General features: G+C 61.4%; 16 protein-coding genes. 8 read left to right on the top strand and 8 right to left on the bottom strand.

Annotated features, from left to right (window positions below; all coding sequences use genetic code 11):
• The first annotated feature begins 36 nt into the window (after positions 1-36).
• Positions 37-1,458 (top strand): hypothetical protein, encoded by a 1,422-nt coding sequence (locus BMY68_RS20175; RefSeq protein WP_085529893.1) that lies wholly within the window; start codon positions 37-39, stop codon positions 1,456-1,458.
• 21 nt (positions 1,459-1,479) lie between these two features.
• Here BMY68_RS20175 and BMY68_RS20180 read toward each other — a convergent pair whose 3' ends face one another.
• The 4 genes from BMY68_RS20180 to BMY68_RS20195 all read right to left on the bottom strand — a co-directional run bounded on the left by BMY68_RS20180 (position 1,480) and on the right by BMY68_RS20195 (position 4,384).
• Complete coding sequence (locus BMY68_RS20180) at positions 1,480-1,794, bottom strand: GIY-YIG nuclease family protein (RefSeq protein ID WP_085529892.1); 315 nt, start codon at positions 1,792-1,794, stop codon at positions 1,480-1,482.
• A 51-nt stretch (positions 1,795-1,845) separates the two neighbouring features.
• Entirely contained in the window at positions 1,846-2,316 is a 471-nt protein-coding gene (locus BMY68_RS20185) for a nuclear transport factor 2 family protein (RefSeq protein ID WP_085529891.1), read from the bottom strand.
• A gap of 99 nt (positions 2,317-2,415) precedes the next feature.
• Complete coding sequence (locus BMY68_RS20190) at positions 2,416-3,735, bottom strand: CynX/NimT family MFS transporter (protein ID WP_085529890.1); 1,320 nt, start codon at positions 3,733-3,735, stop codon at positions 2,416-2,418.
• On the bottom strand, positions 3,725-4,384 hold the full coding sequence (locus tag BMY68_RS20195) for a FadR/GntR family transcriptional regulator (protein ID WP_085529889.1): 660 nt from the start codon (positions 4,382-4,384) through the stop codon (positions 3,725-3,727). Before BMY68_RS20195 ends, BMY68_RS20190 begins: the two co-directional genes overlap by 11 nt.
• A 165-nt stretch (positions 4,385-4,549) precedes the next feature.
• Between BMY68_RS20195 and BMY68_RS20200 the strand changes: the two genes are divergently transcribed.
• Complete coding sequence (locus BMY68_RS20200; RefSeq protein WP_009042289.1) at positions 4,550-4,861, top strand: type II toxin-antitoxin system MqsR family toxin; 312 nt, start codon at positions 4,550-4,552, stop codon at positions 4,859-4,861.
• Positions 4,858-5,331, top strand: a complete 474-nt coding sequence (locus BMY68_RS20205; protein WP_085529888.1) for a type II toxin-antitoxin system MqsA family antitoxin — start codon at positions 4,858-4,860, stop codon at positions 5,329-5,331. Before BMY68_RS20200 ends, BMY68_RS20205 begins: the two co-directional genes overlap by 4 nt.
• A gap of 59 nt (positions 5,332-5,390) precedes the next feature.
• On the opposite strand, the gene BMY68_RS20210 is transcribed toward BMY68_RS20205, so the two are convergent.
• From BMY68_RS20210 to BMY68_RS20225, 4 genes are all read right to left on the bottom strand, one after another.
• Positions 5,391-6,155 (bottom strand): amino acid ABC transporter ATP-binding protein, encoded by a 765-nt coding sequence (locus BMY68_RS20210; protein ID WP_007932116.1) that lies wholly within the window; start codon positions 6,153-6,155, stop codon positions 5,391-5,393.
• A 10-nt stretch (positions 6,156-6,165) separates the two neighbouring features.
• A complete protein-coding gene (locus tag BMY68_RS20215) occupies positions 6,166-7,263 on the bottom strand; it encodes an amino acid ABC transporter permease (RefSeq protein WP_007932114.1) in 1,098 nt (365 codons plus the stop codon).
• Between the two features lie 10 nt (positions 7,264-7,273).
• On the bottom strand, positions 7,274-8,455 hold the full coding sequence (locus BMY68_RS20220; protein ID WP_062823604.1) for an amino acid ABC transporter permease: 1,182 nt from the start codon (positions 8,453-8,455) through the stop codon (positions 7,274-7,276).
• Between the two features lie 66 nt (positions 8,456-8,521).
• Entirely contained in the window at positions 8,522-9,553 is a 1,032-nt protein-coding gene (locus tag BMY68_RS20225; protein WP_085529887.1) for an amino acid ABC transporter substrate-binding protein, read from the bottom strand.
• Positions 9,554-10,020: 467 nt separating this feature from the next.
• Here BMY68_RS20225 and BMY68_RS20230 point away from each other — a divergent pair, with 467 nt between their 5' ends.
• The 5 genes from BMY68_RS20230 (at position 10,021) to BMY68_RS20250 (ending at position 15,324) form a co-directional block, all read left to right on the top strand.
• Positions 10,021-10,677, top strand: a complete 657-nt coding sequence (locus BMY68_RS20230; protein ID WP_007932106.1) for an alpha/beta hydrolase — start codon at positions 10,021-10,023, stop codon at positions 10,675-10,677.
• 95 nt (positions 10,678-10,772) lie between these two features.
• Positions 10,773-12,263: an ATP-dependent RNA helicase RhlB gene (gene rhlB / locus BMY68_RS20235; RefSeq protein WP_085529886.1), complete on the top strand. Its 1,491-nt coding sequence runs from the start codon at positions 10,773-10,775 to the stop codon at positions 12,261-12,263.
• A 139-nt stretch (positions 12,264-12,402) separates the two neighbouring features.
• On the top strand, positions 12,403-13,356 hold the full coding sequence (locus tag BMY68_RS20240) for an ornithine cyclodeaminase family protein (protein ID WP_085529885.1): 954 nt from the start codon (positions 12,403-12,405) through the stop codon (positions 13,354-13,356).
• Positions 13,357-13,482: 126 nt separating this feature from the next.
• Positions 13,483-14,610 (top strand): NAD(P)/FAD-dependent oxidoreductase, encoded by a 1,128-nt coding sequence (locus BMY68_RS20245; protein ID WP_085529884.1) that lies wholly within the window; start codon positions 13,483-13,485, stop codon positions 14,608-14,610.
• An 87-nt stretch (positions 14,611-14,697) separates the two neighbouring features.
• A complete protein-coding gene (locus tag BMY68_RS20250) occupies positions 14,698-15,324 on the top strand; it encodes a helix-turn-helix transcriptional regulator (protein ID WP_009042281.1) in 627 nt (208 codons plus the stop codon).
• Positions 15,325-15,398 lie beyond the last annotated feature (74 nt).

Raw genomic sequence — 15,398 nt, forward strand, 5'->3', positions numbered from 1 at the left:
AGACCAGCCGCCTGAGCATGATAGGGAATCCAGCCTTTGGCCATTAAGAACATGAAACCCATACTCGTGTACTACACCCGTTTTCTCTTTTTCTGCGTTAATAAGTTCCCGAGGCTTTTCACCCGCACATTCAGAAATCACTTCAGTCCATATTTGGGTAACCTATTTTTTCAAGTTTCGGATGCGGTCTCTTACCAAAGCGCTGGTATTCTTGATGGAAATGGCCGGTGGAGCTCAATAAATGTCATCTACCCCATCACGCCTACCGAATTGACAGCCCTTATCGAATGGATTCAAAAAAAAGAATTCCTGCATGATAAAAATGATCCTGAGACTTCAACCCCCCATACTGAAGCGCCAGACTTTCCAATTAAATACTCCACCTATATCCCATTCAACGACACCTATCGCTTTCATGTAGACCGAATATCGGTAAGACCTGATGCGTTCAGGGATTGCACTATAACGCTTATCCAACTGACTAACAGTGTCAATTATTTATCTTTCGATTTCTCCTTCACGCCCGATTCTAAAAAAAGACTATGTAAAGTAGACATTCTCGACCGAGTAGAGTACTTCCAATTTAGAACAATAAATCCCTTTTCAAAAAACTTTCGTATTAGTCGCTCAATCGACTATATACATGAACATTTGATCGAAGGGATCGGTGTTCTCGTAGATGACGCCCATCAAATCGTCGAGAAACTACTCGCTCCCCTGGACATCAAGACAGGCGCACGAATCAAGATCACCACGGGCCAACTCAAGAGTGGGATAGATGTTCACTACATTGACTCCTACGACATTACCAACGAGCAAGATCACTATGCCCTGATCAGCTCATCAGGAGTTGGCTGCAGTTACTATAAAGACACCACAAGCGACGCCTGTTACATCTATGATCTCTGGTCCAACAAATTAAAAATGAACGCTTTTTTTGTCGACAACATAGATGACACTTACAACCTAACAGACCACTTAAGCTCCCACCTGTATCTTTCACTCACAAGGGAGATTGAACACAAATACGTTCAGTGTCGAGATGCGGTAAATCCTGTCCTTTCAACCATTACCCAGAACACTTCTGAAAGCCTAGGCTCTTTACTACAAGCAAGTATAGAAATTGGGCGCATCGAGGAAAAAATAGAGGCTATAACTCGACTCGCCGAACAGTACCATTATCGGGCCTTCCGAACCGAAGCAGAAAATGAACTGCAAAGCCTGACTGAGAAAGTCGAGTTACTGAAAAAACGCATCGCGCAACGAAAGTCGCTCAGCAACGATCAGGTGCAATTTGAAAACCTGAAGTTCAATCGTTTCTACTCTTGGATCGTCGGCGGCCTGGCTCTTCTTCAAGTGGCCCTAGCGGCGATCACCATCGATTGGAGCCAAGCACTACAAAGTAACAACCCGGTTCTGAACAATCTGAAAGCCCTGCTGCGCTGGCTTCAGGGTTGAGCCCCTCCGACTCTGACAGGATCAGGTAGCCAGATCCCAACTGGCCACCAGGCATTCCTTGGCGCTTTTCCGGAGTTTCTTGATCAGCCGTTCCTGGCGCAGGGCCTCGCTCTTGTCGCGACAAGCTTCGGTGTAGACCAGCGCGACGGCCGGGCTGGAGAGGAAGAAGCGTGCGCCCTTGCCGCTCTGGTGCTTGGCGAAACGCTTGACCGGGTCGTCGCTGATGCCGCAGTACAGGGCGCCGTTGGCAGCACGCACCAGGTAGACAAACCAGGGTTTGCTCACCACAGGTACAGGCTCGGAGTCGCTGACGGAAGATGGGCTGGGGCGGGTCAAGGTGATCGCGGCCTGTGGATAACAAGCCGCGATCTTACCAGAGGCGAAGATTCAGCGGCCGGCCTGGAAGGCGTTCAGGCCTTTGCGGGCCTGGGCGCGCACGGCGTTTTTCAGCAACGGGGTCCAGCCGAGGATCAAACCCTTGGTACCCAGGGCCTGGCGGGCCCAGCGCCACATATTGAAATGATCGTGGTGCTCACAGATCTTGCCGTCACGGAACACGAAACGCGCCTGGATATCGTTGACCACGGTATTGCCGGTCTGGCTGAACAGGTACGTCGCCACCCAATGGGCCTCGCCGCTGCGCTGGTCGGCGCGGACATTGTCGAAGACCAGGGAGAAGTCCTTGGCCCGGGTGGTGAGCATGCGCCACATGTCAGCGACATCGCGGCCGCGCAGTTCGCCGAACGCCGGATCACTGAACAGCACATCCTCGGTGTAGCAGGCGGCCATGGCCTCGGCATCCAGGCGCTGGAAGGCGCTATAGAACTCAGTGATCAAGGCGCGGTGGGCATCACTCATGAAACAGGCTCCGACTCAGGGAAAGATGCCTGCACGATAGTCTGCAAACCCGGGAAACACTATCGGCATTCGCCGCGCAAATACCGACAGTGGGTTGGCTCAGATTTTTTCGCTTTCGACCTGCACGTAGAGCGAGCGCCCGGCCCCCAGGCCGGCGATTATGGCCCCCAGGCCGATCACCGCGAAAATCCAGCCCAGGGCCGTCCAGCCGCCAGTCCAGTCGTGCACCAGGCCGACCGCGAACGGCCCCATGGAGGCCAGGGTGTAGCCAAAGCCCTGGGCCATGCTCGACAGATTGGCAGCCACATGGGCGTCCCTCGAGCGCAGGACGATCAGGGTCAGCGCCAGGCTAAAGGTCCCGCCCTGCCCCACGCCCAGCAGGATCGCCCAGCCCCACAGGCCATCGAGCGGGGCATACAGGCAGCCGAACAGGCCGCCGAGGGTCAGCAGCATTACGACTACGATCGCCAGGCGCTGATCCTTGCCCCGCGTTGCCAGCCAGGGCGCGGCCAGCGAACTGGCGAGCTGGACGATCACCGAGCCGGACAGCACCAGCCCCGCCTGGGTCGGGCTCAGGCCGCGACCGATAAGGATCGACGGCAACCAACCAAACACGATGTAGGCCAGCGAGGATTGCAGGCCCATGTACAGCGTCACTTGCCAGGCCAGCGGGTCGCGCAGCAAACCGCGCACCCGATAGGCCACATGGTGCGCGCCCTGCCGCTTGCCGACCTGGGGCAGCCAGAACAGCGCCGCTACCAGCGCCGGCAGCACCCAGAAGCCGAGGCCCAGCGCCCAGCTGTTATCGAAGTGTTGGCTCAAGGGCACGGTCGCCCCCGCGGCCATCGCCGCGCCCAGGCACAGGGCCATGGTGTAGACGCCGGTCATGGTGCCCGCGTGTTTGGCGAAATCGCGCTTGACGATACCCGGCAGCAACACCCCGATCACACCGATGCTGGCGCCACCGAGGATGCTGCCGGCGAACAGCCCGACATCCCCCAGGGAACTGCGCAGGATGATCCCGCTCGCCAGCGTCAGCAGGATGCCAAGCACCACGCGCTCGGCGCCGAAGCGCCGCGCCAGCACCGGGGCCAGAGGGGCGAACAGGCCCAGGCACAGCACCGGTAAGGTGGTCAGCAGGCCGGCCTGGGCCGCCGACAGCCCGAGGCTGCGCGACACCTCGCTGAGCAGCGGCGCCATGCTCGACAGTGCCGGACGCAAATTCAGCGCCACCAGGATCAGCCCCAGCAGCAACAGCCACGGGCGACTTGGGGCCGGATGGCCCTGCTGGACCTCGGCATCGTCGACTTCGGCATCGATCAACAACTCTTCGAGCTCAGCCTCGCGTCGAGGGACAGCGATAGGTGGCGGGTTATTGGCCTGATGGCTGGACATGGTGCTCTCGGTCTCAAGGTTCATTGATCAGCTGCCGCGAAATGGTCTTGGCCCGCTCCGGGTCGCGCTGCTCGACGGCGTCCAGCAGGTCGATGTGCAGATCGAACACCGCCTGGCGCCGAGGATGGATGTTCAGGGTCTGGCGCAGTTGCGCGCCGACCACGCTGGAGAAATAGCGGTACAGCTCGCTGAGGGTGGGGTTATGCGCGGCATCCACCAGGCGCCCGTGAAACACCAGGTCGCAGGCGATATAGCTCTCCAGATCCCCGTGATAGTGATCGCCGCTGAGAGCCAGGGCTTCGCGCAACGCCAGCAAGTCCTGGTCGGTACGCCGCAGGGCCGCCAGGCCGATGGCTTCGGTCTCGATGATCTGCCGGGTTTCGCGCGCCTGCTCCAGGGAGCACTGGGACAGGGCCTTGAGGGTGTCCAGCGGATCGACCACCGCACGCAGGTAACTACCGTCGCCCTGGCGAATCTCCACCAGGCCGGAAAACGCCAGGACCCGCATGGCTTCGCGCACGGTATTGCGGCTGATGCCGAGCTCCGCCGCCAGCTCCGGTTCGGTCGGCAGGCGCTGGCCGATGCTCCATACACCGTCATTGATGCGTTGGCGCAGCTGTTCCAGGGCCTGATCGACCAGGGAACGTTTAATCAAAGGAGAAGTGTCTGTCATATGCCGTCGCCTTTTCATCCAATCATCGGATGAATTTTTTTGGCATATTAGTCAGCTTCGCGTGGGTGAACAACAAAGCCGATGCATGCATGTAGCAAGCGGAAAGGAAATCCGATTGCTAAAAAAACCCTTTAAGGGTAATTTCATCTCGACTCCAGGTGTCTTATGGAAAAGCACACACCTCATTACGACCTGTCGGTGATCAAGGCGGATGTCGCCCGTCTCGGGGCAGCCGCCTTTACCCGAACCGCCCTGGTCAGCGGCCGGCACCTCGGCCTGACCTGCCGGGACATGCAGCAGGTGATTGCCGGGCTGCAGGGGAAAATGCTCTACAAGTCGATGACCAGCTATCTCGATCATCGAATCTGGCAGGACGTGTATTACACGCACATCGATTCCGTGGAGCTGTACATCAAAGTTACTTACCGCCCCGGCGGCGGTCCCCCAGTGATCTCCTTCAAGGAGAAACACCCATGAAACAAAGACAATGCGTCAGCTGCGGTGCCCCGGCCGGCATGCAGCCGTTCGAGAACCGCAGCGAGCTGATCGATTACAAGCACATGGTGCGTCAGGTTCATGGCCTGGCCGGCTGGGAATGCCAGGCCTGCGCAGAAATCGAGTTCGACGCCGCCAGCGCCGAACGCTACGCCAGCGCCGGCGATCAATTGCTGGAAGATTGCCGGCAGTTCATGGCCAGCGAGATGAAACGCATCCGCCGCAAGCTGCACCTCTCGCAGAAGGATGCGGTAAAGCTGCTCTCCGGCGGCGGGCACAACGCCTTCTCCCGCTACGAACGCGGCGAGGTCGCCCCGCCCCAGCCGCTGTTCATGTTGATGCGCCTGCTCGATCGTCATCCGCAACTGATGGCCGACGTGCATGCCCTCAGCGAACAACAAGCGCCCGCGGCCGACGACGATCCGCACCAGGCACGCGTCGCGACGTCGTGAAATCCCAGGCAAAAATAAACCCGGCGCCAGGCCGGGTTCATTTCAAGACGGTACCTGGATCAGTGCAGGATCTGGCTCAGGAACAGCTTGGTCCGCTCGTTCTGCGGGTTGTCGAAGAAGTCGTTCGGCGCGGCCTGTTCGACGATTTCACCCTTGTCCATAAAGATCACCCGGTTGGCCACGGTGCGCGCGAAGCCCATTTCGTGGGTCACGCAGAGCATGGTCATGCCGTCTTCGGCCAGGCCGATCATGGTGTCCAGAACCTCTTTCACCATTTCCGGGTCGAGGGCCGACGTCGGCTCGTCGAACAGCATGATCTTCGGCTTCATGCACAGCGCCCGGGCAATCGCCACGCGCTGCTGCTGACCGCCGGAGAGTTGGCCCGGGTACTTGTTCGCCTGCTCCGGAATGCGTACGCGCTCCAGGTAATGCATGGCGATTTCCTCGGCCTTGCGCTTGGGCATCTTGCGTACCCACATCGGCGCCAGTGTGCAGTTCTGCAGGATGGTCAGGTGCGGGAACAGGTTGAAGTGCTGGAACACCATGCCGACTTCACGGCGGATCGCCTCGATCTGCTTGAGGTCGTTGGTCAGCTCCACGCCATCGACCACGATGCGGCCCTGCTGGTGTTCTTCCAGGCGGTTCAGGCAGCGGATGGTGGTGGACTTGCCCGAGCCCGAAGGCCCGCACAGGACGATGCGCTCGCCCTGCTTGACGTTGAGGTTGATGTCCTTGAGCACGTGGAACTGGCCGTACCACTTGTTCACGCCCTGCATCTGAATAATGCCTTCAGGGCTCACAGGCTTTTTGATCGCTTCACTCATGGAGATACTCCTAACGCTTGTGGCCTGTGTCCAACTTACGCTCCAGATGCATGGAGTAGCGGGACATACCAAAACAGAAAATCCAGAACACCAGGGCCGCGAAGACATAGCCTTCGGTGGCCATGCCCAGCCATTTCGGGTCGGCGGCGGCTTGTTTCACGCTGTTGAGCAGGTCGAACAGGCCGATGATGATCACCAGGCTGGTGTCCTTGAACAGGGCGATGAAGGTATTGACGATGCCGGGGATCACCAGCTTCAGGGCTTGCGGCAGGATCACCAGGCCCATGCTGCGCCAGTAGCCCAGGCCCATGGCCGCGGCCGCTTCGTACTGCCCCTTGGGAATCGCCTGCAACCCGCCGCGCACCACTTCGGCGATGTAGGCCGACTGGAACAGGATCACCCCGATCAGCGCCCGCAGCAGCTTGTCGAAGTTCATGCCTTCGGGCAGGAACAGCGGCAGCATCACCGAGGACATGAACAGCACGGTGATCAACGGCACGCCACGCCAGAACTCGATGAAGGTCACGCAGACCACACGAATCGCCGGCATGTTCGAGCGTCGCCCCAAGGCCAGCACGATGCCCAGCGGCAAGGCGCCGGCGATGCCGACGGTGGCGATCACCAGGGTCAGCATCAGGCCGCCCCACTGGCTGGTGGCGACGTTGGCCATGCCAAACAGGCCGCCATGCAGCAGGAAGTAGGCAATGATCGGGTACAGCACCAGGAAGCTCAGGCCATAAATGGCCTTGTGCGGAACCCGGGCGATGAACAAGGGCGCCACGCCAATCACCGCCAGCCACACGGTCAGGTCCACGCGCCAGCGCAAATCCGCCGGGTAATAGCCGTACATGAACTGGCCGAAGCGCTGCTGGATGAACACCCAGCAGGCGCCCTCCTTGGTGCAGTCGGCACGGGTGGTGCCCACCCAGTTGGCGTCGAAAATCGCCCAGCTGAGGATCGGCGGCACCACCAGGTAGATCAGGTAGAAGGCAAACAGGGTCAGCAGGGTGTTGATCCAACTGGAGAACATGTGTGCCCGCATCCACGCCACGATCCCGATGCTGCTGCTCGGTGGTGGCATGTCGGGTTTGAAAGTATGAGTGCTCATGCGCGTTTCCTCACCGCTCGATCAGCGCAATGCGCTTGTTGTACCAGTTCATCAGCAGGGAAATGCTGATGCTGATCGCCAGGTACACGCTCATGGTGATGGCAATGACTTCGATGGCCTGGCCGGTCTGGTTGAGCACGGTACCGGCGAACAGCGAAACCATTTCCGGATAACCGATACCCGCCGCCAGGGACGAGTTCTTCGCCAGGTTCAGGTATTGGCTGGTCAGTGGCGGAATGATCACCCGCAGCGCCTGCGGAATGATCACCTTGCGCAGGGTCGGGCCGTTGCGCAGGCCGAGGGAACGGGCCGCCTCGGTCTGGCCGTGGCTCACCGACTTGATCCCCGAACGGACGATCTCGGCGATGAATGCCGCGGTGTAGACGGTCAGGGCCAGGGTCAGGGCCAGCAGTTCCGGGATCAGCACCCAGCCGCCGACGAAGTTGAAGCCCTTGAGCTCGGGCATTTCCCAGTGCACAGGGGCGCCGAACACCAGCATGCACAGTGCCGGAATCACCAGGAACAGCGCCAGGCCGGTCCAGAACTTGTGGAACGGTACGCCGGTTTCTTCGAAGCGCTTGTTGGCCCAGCGGCACATCAGCACGATGGCAACGATGGCTATCACCAGGCTGATCACGAACGGCCAGAAGCCGTCGGCCACCAGGGCCGCCGGCATGTTCAGGCCCCGGCTGCTGACGAAGAAGGTGTCGCCGAAGTTGTGGCTGTTGCGCGGCCCCGGCATGGTCAGGAACACCGCGAAATACCAGAACAGGATTTGCAGCAGCGGCGGAATGTTGCGGAACACTTCCACATACACGGTCGCCAGTTTGCTGATGATCCAGTTCTGCGACAGGCGCGCCACACCGATGATGAAACCGAGGATGGTCGCCAGGATCACACCGATGAACGTCACCAGCAGGGTGTTGAGCAGGCCGATCACGAACACCCGGGCATAGCTGTCCGCTTCGGTGTAGGAGATCAGGTGCTGAGCGATGCCGAAGCCGGCGCTGCGCTCGAGAAAGTCGAAGCCGGAGGTAATACCCCGGTGCTGAAGGTTGGTTTGCGTGTTATCGAACAAGTACCAGCCAAGCGAGATCACGGCCACCACGGTAATGATCTGGAATAGCCACGCACGCACTCGTGGATCGCTGAGACTGAGCCTCTGCTTAGGTGCGCCGATTGAGTTTTGCATGAAGTGCCCCGGAAATAATGGAACAAGAACATCACCCGGCGGTTGGCCCGCCGGGCGATAGAACCATCAGCGCACTGGTGGTGCGTATTGAATGCCGCCGTTGTTCCACAGCGCGTTCAGGCCGCGATCGATCTCCAGCGGAGTGCTCTTGCCGAGGTTCTTCTCGAACACTTCGCCGTAGTTGCCGACTTGCTTGACGATCTGTACCACCCAGTCCTTCGGCAGTTTCAGGTCCTTGCCGTATTCGCCGTCGGCACCCAGCAGACGCGCAACATCCGGGTTCTTGGTGGACTTGGCTTCGGCCTCGACGTTCTTCGAGGTGATGCCGGCCTCTTCGGCGTTGAGCATGGCGTAACCCGTCCAGCGGATGATGGCCAGCCACTCGTCGTCGCCGTTACGCACGACCGGGCCCAGCGGTTCCTTGGAAATGGTTTCCGGCAGAACCACATAGTCCTTCGGCGAAGCCAGCTTGCTGCGCTGGGCGAACAGCTGGGACTTGTCGGAGGTCAGTACGTCGCAACGACCGGACTCCAGCGACTTGGCGCTTTCATCGGAGGTGTCGAAGGTGATCGGGGTGTATTTCAGGCCGTTGCCGCGGAAGTAGTCGGACACGTTCAGCTCGGTGGTGGTGCCGGCCTGGATGCAGATGGTCGCGCCGTCCAGTTCCTTGGCGCTCTTGACGCCCAGCTTGTTGTTCACCAGGAAACCGATGCCGTCGTAGTAGGTGATGAAGCCCGGGAATTTCAGGCCCATGCCCGCGTCGCGGGAACTGGTCATGGTGGTGTTGCGCGACAGGATGTCGATTTCGCCCGATTGCAGCGCGGTGAAACGCTCCTTGGCGTTCAACTGGCTGAATTTCACTTTGGTCGCGTCGCCGAATACCGCGGCGGCCACGGCGCGGCAGATGTCGGCGTCGATGCCGAGGATCTTGCCGGTGGCGTCCGGTACCGAGAAGCCCGGCAGACCGTCGCTCACACCGCACTGCACAAAGCCTTTTTTCTGCACCGCATCCAGGGTCGCACCCGCCTGCGCGAAGCCGCTCATGCCCAGTACCGAGGCGGCCGTGACCACAGCCAGGGTGGATTTCAACATCTTCATTCAAACCTCCAGTTTTGCTCTTGTTGTGTCGGAGCTTGAGTCCTGCCGCACCCTTATGAGGCACTGTTGACCCGTGTTGGCTTTTTATGGGGTCAAGCGGCGTAGGACTTTAGCTATGAGTCTAGTAGGAGAAAATCCATTTAAGAGAAAACCCATACTCACCAAGCGACCGAACGGGCTGTAGCCCTTGCATGTTCGCGAAGCCCGTAGCGGCCACTGGCGAACGTCCATCATCGGATCTTTGCTATCCCACACCCGCCAGTAGCCTGATAGTGTTACCGGCAGGGTGAACGCAATCACTTCACGCAACGGCTATAGCAAAGCCCGTACCAGAGTGCCGGCTAAAGCGGCTCAGCCCGGGGTCAAGAGCAAAACTTGCAGCCTTGCGACATCTTCTTAACTGATCAACCGACCGCGCACCTCGATCACGCACCGCTTGGGCGCGTGCGCACATATTTGGAGCAACCATGACCGAGCCCTTGATTCTTCAGCCCAGCAAGCCCGTCGATGCCTGTGTGATCTGGCTCCATGGCCTGGGCGCCGATCGCTACGACTTCCTGCCGGTGGCCGAAGCGCTGCAGGAAAGCCTGTTGACCACCCGCTTCGTCCTGCCCCAGGCACCGACCCGCGCCGTGACCATCAATGGCGGTTATGCCATGCCCAGCTGGTACGACATTCTGGCCATGAGCCCGGCGCGCGCGATCAACCGCGAACAGCTGGACGAGTCGGCAAAACGCCTGACCGACCTGATCGAAGAACAGCGCGCCAGCGGAATAGACCCTTCGCGGATTTTCCTCGCCGGTTTTTCCCAGGGTGGCGCGGTCGTCCTGCACACCGCCTTCCTTAAATGGCAGGGCCCGCTGGGTGGCGTGCTTGCCCTCTCCACCTATGCCCCGACCTTCAGCGATGAACTCGAACTGTCGGCCAGCCAGCAGCGGATTCCGACCCTGTGCCTGCACGGCCAGTACGACGAAGTGGTGCAGAACGCCATGGGCCGCACCGCCTACGAGTACCTGAAACACCATGGTGTCACCGTGACATGGCAGGAATACCCAATGGGCCACGAAGTGTTACCCGAAGAAATTCGCGATATCGGCGCCTGGCTCGGCGAGCGTTTGCGCTGAATCGATAAGTTAGGTAGCCCGTTGAGCAATCCACTACGCCGCGCCCGATTCTTGCATTACACTGCCCGGCGTACATTCCTTAACCAATTGATGAGATGACCGTGCTCAAAGCACTCAAGAAAATCTTCGGTAAAAGCGAGGCTGAGCAGCTCGCGCCAGGCTCCAGCCCCTCTTCCTCCAGCCACAGCAGCCGTACCGACGGCCATCAGCCGGAACGGACCGCGCCCGCCCCCGTGGCCAGGCAAGAGCCGGTGGCCCCAGCCGCCCCAGTGGCCCAGACCGCGCCGCGCAGCGACAAGCCCAAGGCCGAACAGCCGCGCCGCCCACGCGCGCCGAAACCACCGGTGAGCACCTGGAAACTGGAAGACTTCGTCGTCGAACCGCAGGAAGGCAAGACCCGTTTCCACGACTTCAAACTCGCGCCGGAACTGATGCACGCGATCCACGACCTGGGGTTCCCCTACTGCACGCCGATCCAGGCGCAGGTACTGGGGTTCACCCTGGCCGGCAAAGACGCCATCGGCCGCGCCCAGACCGGTACCGGCAAGACCGCCGCGTTCCTGATCTCGATCATCACCCAGCTGCTGCAGACCCCTCCGCCGAAAGAGCGCTACATGGGCGAGCCGCGGGCGCTGATCATCGCGCCGACCCGCGAACTGGTGGTACAGATCGCCAAGGATGCGGCCAGCCTGACCAAATACACCGGCCTCAATGTGATGACCTTTGTCGGTGGCATGGACTTCGACAAACAGCTCAAGCACCTCGAAGCCCGCCATTGCGACATTCTGGTCGCCACCCCGGGCCGCCTGCTGGACTTCAACCAGCGCGGCGACGTGCACCTGGACATGGTCGAAGTGATGGTGCTGGACGAAGCCGACCGCATGCTCGACATGGGCTTCATCCCCCAGGTACGCCAGATCATTCGCCAGACCCCGCCGAAAAGCGAACGCCAGACCCTGCTGTTCTCCGCCACCTTCACCGACGACGTGATGAACCTGGCCAAGCAGTGGACCACCGACCCGGCGATCGTCGAAATCGAGGCCGAGAACGTGGCCAACGCCAACGTCGAACAGCACATCTACGCAGTGGCCGGCGCCGACAAGTACAAGCTGCTGTACAACCTGGTCAACGACAACGGCTGGGAACGGGTCATGGTCTTCGCCAACCGCAAGGATGAAGTGCGGCGCATCGAGGAACGCCTGGTACGCGACGGCGTGAACGCCGCCCAGCTGTCCGGCGACGTGCCGCAGCACAAGCGCATCAAGACCCTGGAAGGCTTCCGCGAAGGCAAGATCCGCGTACTGGTGGCCACCGATGTCGCCGGTCGTGGCATCCACATCGACGGCATCAGCCACGTGATCAACTTCACCCTGCCGGAAGTGCCGGACGACTACGTGCACCGTATCGGCCGTACAGGCCGGGCGGGCGCCGACGGCGTGTCCATCAGCTTCGCCGGCGAGGACGATTCCTATCAGTTGCCGTCGATCGAGGCGCTGCTGGGTCGCAAGATCAGCTGCGAAATGCCGCCGACCGAGCTGCTGCGCCCCGTGGAGCGCAAGCACGCCCGAAAGCCTGATCGCGAGTGAACGAAGGGAGGTTCCAATGGAACCTTCCGTACAAAAAACGCAGCCCGATCACAGGCTGCGTTTTTTTTCGCCTGGATATTGCCCACCAAAACTAAAAGTCCATAATAGACAAATTAGTTTATTTTTATGGAGTACCCGCATGTCCAGCGCGCCGTCCGTGATGACCCAGCCTCAAGCCCGCCAGTTGCTGGCGCAGGTCGACGTGCCGCAGGTTTTGCGCAAGCTGTTCCACGACCTGGCCGCCGGGCTTGCCGTGCAACCGGCGCAACAGCTGGTGGAGTTTCCCCAGGGCGCCGGGGACTTCATCAACTACCTGGGCGTGCTGGCCGAAGAGCGGGTCTACGGGGTCAAGACCTCGCCCTATATCGTCCGCGCCGAAGGTCCGCTGGTCACCGCCTGGACCCTGCTGATGTCCATGGACAGCGGCCAGCCGCTGCTGCTCTGCGACGCTGGCGAACTGACCACCGCGCGCACCGCGGCCACCACCGCCGTGGCCGTCGATGCCCTGGCGCCGGCCGACGCCAGGCACCTGGCGATCATTGGCAGCGGCCCGGTGGCCCAGGCCCACCTGCATTACGTGCAAGCCCTGCGCGAGTGGCAATCCATCCGCCTGTACTCCCCTGGCCTGGCCGGCAAATCCGCCGAGGACATCGCGCGCCTGAAGGCCCTCGACCCGCGCCTGCAGGTCGCCAGCCAGCTCGATGATGCCCTGGAGGACGCCGACGTCATCATGCTCTGCACCTCCTCCGCCGGCCCGGTGATCGACCCGCGCACCTTGCGCAAGCCGGCGCTGATCACCTCCATCAGCACCAACGCGCCACGGGCCCACGAAGTGCCGCCCGCTGCACTGAAGGACATGCAGGTGTATTGCGACTATCGTCAGACCACCCCCGGCTCGGCCGGCGAGATGCTGATCGCCGGCGAACGGCATGGCTGGGACAAGGCGGCGATTCTCGGCGACCTGCCCGAACTGCTCAGCGACCTGGCGCAACGACCGGAGCCGGGGCGCCACGTGTTCTTCCGCTCCATCGGCCTGGGCCTGGAAGACATCGCCCTGGCCAATGCGCTCTATCACCTGCAACGCAACGCATGAACGAACCTGTAGGAGCGAGCTTGCTCGCGATAAAAGACTGAACACTACGCGGTGTCGTTGGCGACCTCATCGCGAGCAAGCTCGCTCCTACAGGGATTTGCATTGACTCTTTTTCCGGAGGCACGAATGACCCAGGCAGACTTCATCATCATCGGCGGCGGCATTGCCGGTGCCTCCACCGGCTACTGGCTGTCGCGCCATGGCCGGGTGCTGGTGCTGGAACGCGAATCGCATCCGGCCTACCACTCCACCGGGCGCTCCGCGGCGCTCTATACCGCCGCCTATGGCACGCCCCAGGTACGCGCCCTGACCCTGGCCAGCCGGGACTTTTTCGATGCTCCGCCGCAAGGGTTCTGCGAGCACCCGTTGCTGACCCCGCGCGGCGAAATGACCGTGGACTTCACTGGCGACCCCAGCGAGCTGAACAACCAGTACCTGAGCGCCAAGGCCACGGTGCCGGAGATGCAGCTGCTGAGCGCCGACGAAGCCTGCGCGCGCCTGCCGATCCTGCGTCGCGAGAAGGTCCACGGCGCCCTCTACGACCCAAGCGCCAGCGACATCGACACCGACGCCCTGCACCAGGGTTACCTGCGCGGCATCCGGCGCAACCAGGGCGAGGTGCGTACCGACTGTGAAGTGCTGGGGCTGAGCCGCGACGAACAAGGCCAATGGCAGGTACGGACCGCCGGCCAGACCTTCAGCGCGCCCATCCTGATCAACGCCGCCGGCGCCTGGGCCGACCAGGTCGGCGCCATGGCCGGCGCCCGGCCCCTGGGCCTGCAGCCGAAACGCCGCGCAGCCTTTATCTTCGCCGGCCCCGAAGGCGTCGATATCCACCACTGGCCGATGCTGGTGAGCCTCGACGAATCCTTCTACATGAAGCCCGACGCCGGCATGTTCCTCGGCTCGCCGGCCAACGCCGACCCGGTGGAGCCCCACGATGTACAGCCGGAAGAGCTGGACATCGCCATGGGCATCTACCAGATCGAAGAGGCCACCACCCTGACCATTCGCCGCCCGACCCGGACCTGGGCCGGCCTGCGCAGTTTCGTCAGCGACGGCGACCTGCTGGCCGGCTTCGACCCCCAGGTACCGGGCCTGTTCTGGGTCGCCGCGCAAGGCGGCTACGGCATCCAGACCTCGCCGGCCATGGGCCAGGCCAGCGCCGCCCTGGTGCGTGGCGAAGCCTTGCCGGAACAGCTGGCGCGCTTTGGCCTGGACGCCGCCATGCTCTCCCCCGCCCGCCTCGGCTGACCCCGCTCAGGTGACGCGCCCCAACGATTGCGGCACACTCGCAGCGCCCTGCCTCGCGGGGCGCTGACACCGCCTGGAGAACCACCCATGACCTCACCCGCGCAGGACCCTGTCCTGGATAACTTCCGGGCGATCGCCGATGCCATCGCCACGCTGTTCTTCCCCCATGCCGAGGTGGTTATCCACGATCTGCGCACGCAGAAGATCGACTACATCGCCAACAACATCTCCAAGCGCGAAGTGGGCGACGACTCCGCCCTCGAAGACATGCTCGGCGAGGACGCCAATGAGCGGAATATCGGCCCCTACGAAAAGCTCAACTGGGACGGCCAGAAGATCCGCAGTCTCAGTAGCGTGCTACGCGACGGCAGCGGCCAGCCGCTGGCGGTGCTGTGCATCAACCTGAATATTTCGCTGTTCGAGAATGCCAAGGCGGCGCTGGACCTGTTCCTCTCGCCGAGCAAACTGATCCCGCAACCGGACTCGCTGTTTCGCGATGACTGGCAGGAGCGCATCAACACCTTCCTGCACAACTGGCTGCGCGAACGGCAGCTGGGCCTGAACCTGCTGACCCGCGAACACAAGCGCGAACTGGTGCTGGCGCTGCACGCCGAAGGCGCGTTCAAGGGCAAAAGCGCCGCCAACTATGTGGCCAACGTGCTGAACATGGGGCGGGCGACGGTGTACAAGCACTTGAAGGAATTGAAGGGCTGACAGCCTCTAAAAGCATCGCGGGCAAGCCTCGCTCCGACAAAACCACAGGAGCGAGGCTTGCCCGCGATGACGTC

This window comes from Pseudomonas sp. NFACC41-3 (genome assembly GCF_900109505.1).
Classification (GTDB): domain Bacteria; phylum Pseudomonadota; class Gammaproteobacteria; order Pseudomonadales; family Pseudomonadaceae; genus Aquipseudomonas; species Aquipseudomonas chlororaphis.

Bases quoted from the DNA above. Each gene is read 5' to 3' on its own strand.
- BMY68_RS20220 (WP_062823604.1), bottom strand. From the start codon at position 8,455: ATGCAAAACTCAATCGGCGCACCTAAGCAGAGGCTCAGTCTCAGCGAT.
- BMY68_RS20245 (WP_085529884.1), top strand. From the start codon at position 13,483: ATGACCCAGGCAGACTTCATCATCATCGGCGGCGGCATTGCCGGTGCC.
- BMY68_RS20185 (WP_085529891.1), bottom strand. From the start codon at position 2,316: ATGAGTGATGCCCACCGCGCCTTGATCACTGAGTTCTATAGCGCCTTC.
- BMY68_RS20195 (WP_085529889.1), bottom strand. From the start codon at position 4,384: ATGACAGACACTTCTCCTTTGATTAAACGTTCCCTGGTCGATCAGGCC.
- BMY68_RS20190 (WP_085529890.1), bottom strand. From the start codon at position 3,735: ATGAACCTTGAGACCGAGAGCACCATGTCCAGCCATCAGGCCAATAAC.
- BMY68_RS20230 (WP_007932106.1), top strand. From the start codon at position 10,021: ATGACCGAGCCCTTGATTCTTCAGCCCAGCAAGCCCGTCGATGCCTGT.
- BMY68_RS20240 (WP_085529885.1), top strand. From the start codon at position 12,403: ATGTCCAGCGCGCCGTCCGTGATGACCCAGCCTCAAGCCCGCCAGTTG.
- BMY68_RS20225 (WP_085529887.1), bottom strand. From the start codon at position 9,553: ATGAAGATGTTGAAATCCACCCTGGCTGTGGTCACGGCCGCCTCGGTA.
- BMY68_RS20250 (WP_009042281.1), top strand. From the start codon at position 14,698: ATGACCTCACCCGCGCAGGACCCTGTCCTGGATAACTTCCGGGCGATC.
- rhlB (WP_085529886.1), top strand. From the start codon at position 10,773: ATGACCGTGCTCAAAGCACTCAAGAAAATCTTCGGTAAAAGCGAGGCT.
- BMY68_RS20215 (WP_007932114.1), bottom strand. From the start codon at position 7,263: ATGAGCACTCATACTTTCAAACCCGACATGCCACCACCGAGCAGCAGC.
- BMY68_RS20205 (WP_085529888.1), top strand. From the start codon at position 4,858: ATGAAACAAAGACAATGCGTCAGCTGCGGTGCCCCGGCCGGCATGCAG.
- BMY68_RS20200 (WP_009042289.1), top strand. From the start codon at position 4,550: ATGGAAAAGCACACACCTCATTACGACCTGTCGGTGATCAAGGCGGAT.
- BMY68_RS20210 (WP_007932116.1), bottom strand. From the start codon at position 6,155: ATGAGTGAAGCGATCAAAAAGCCTGTGAGCCCTGAAGGCATTATTCAG.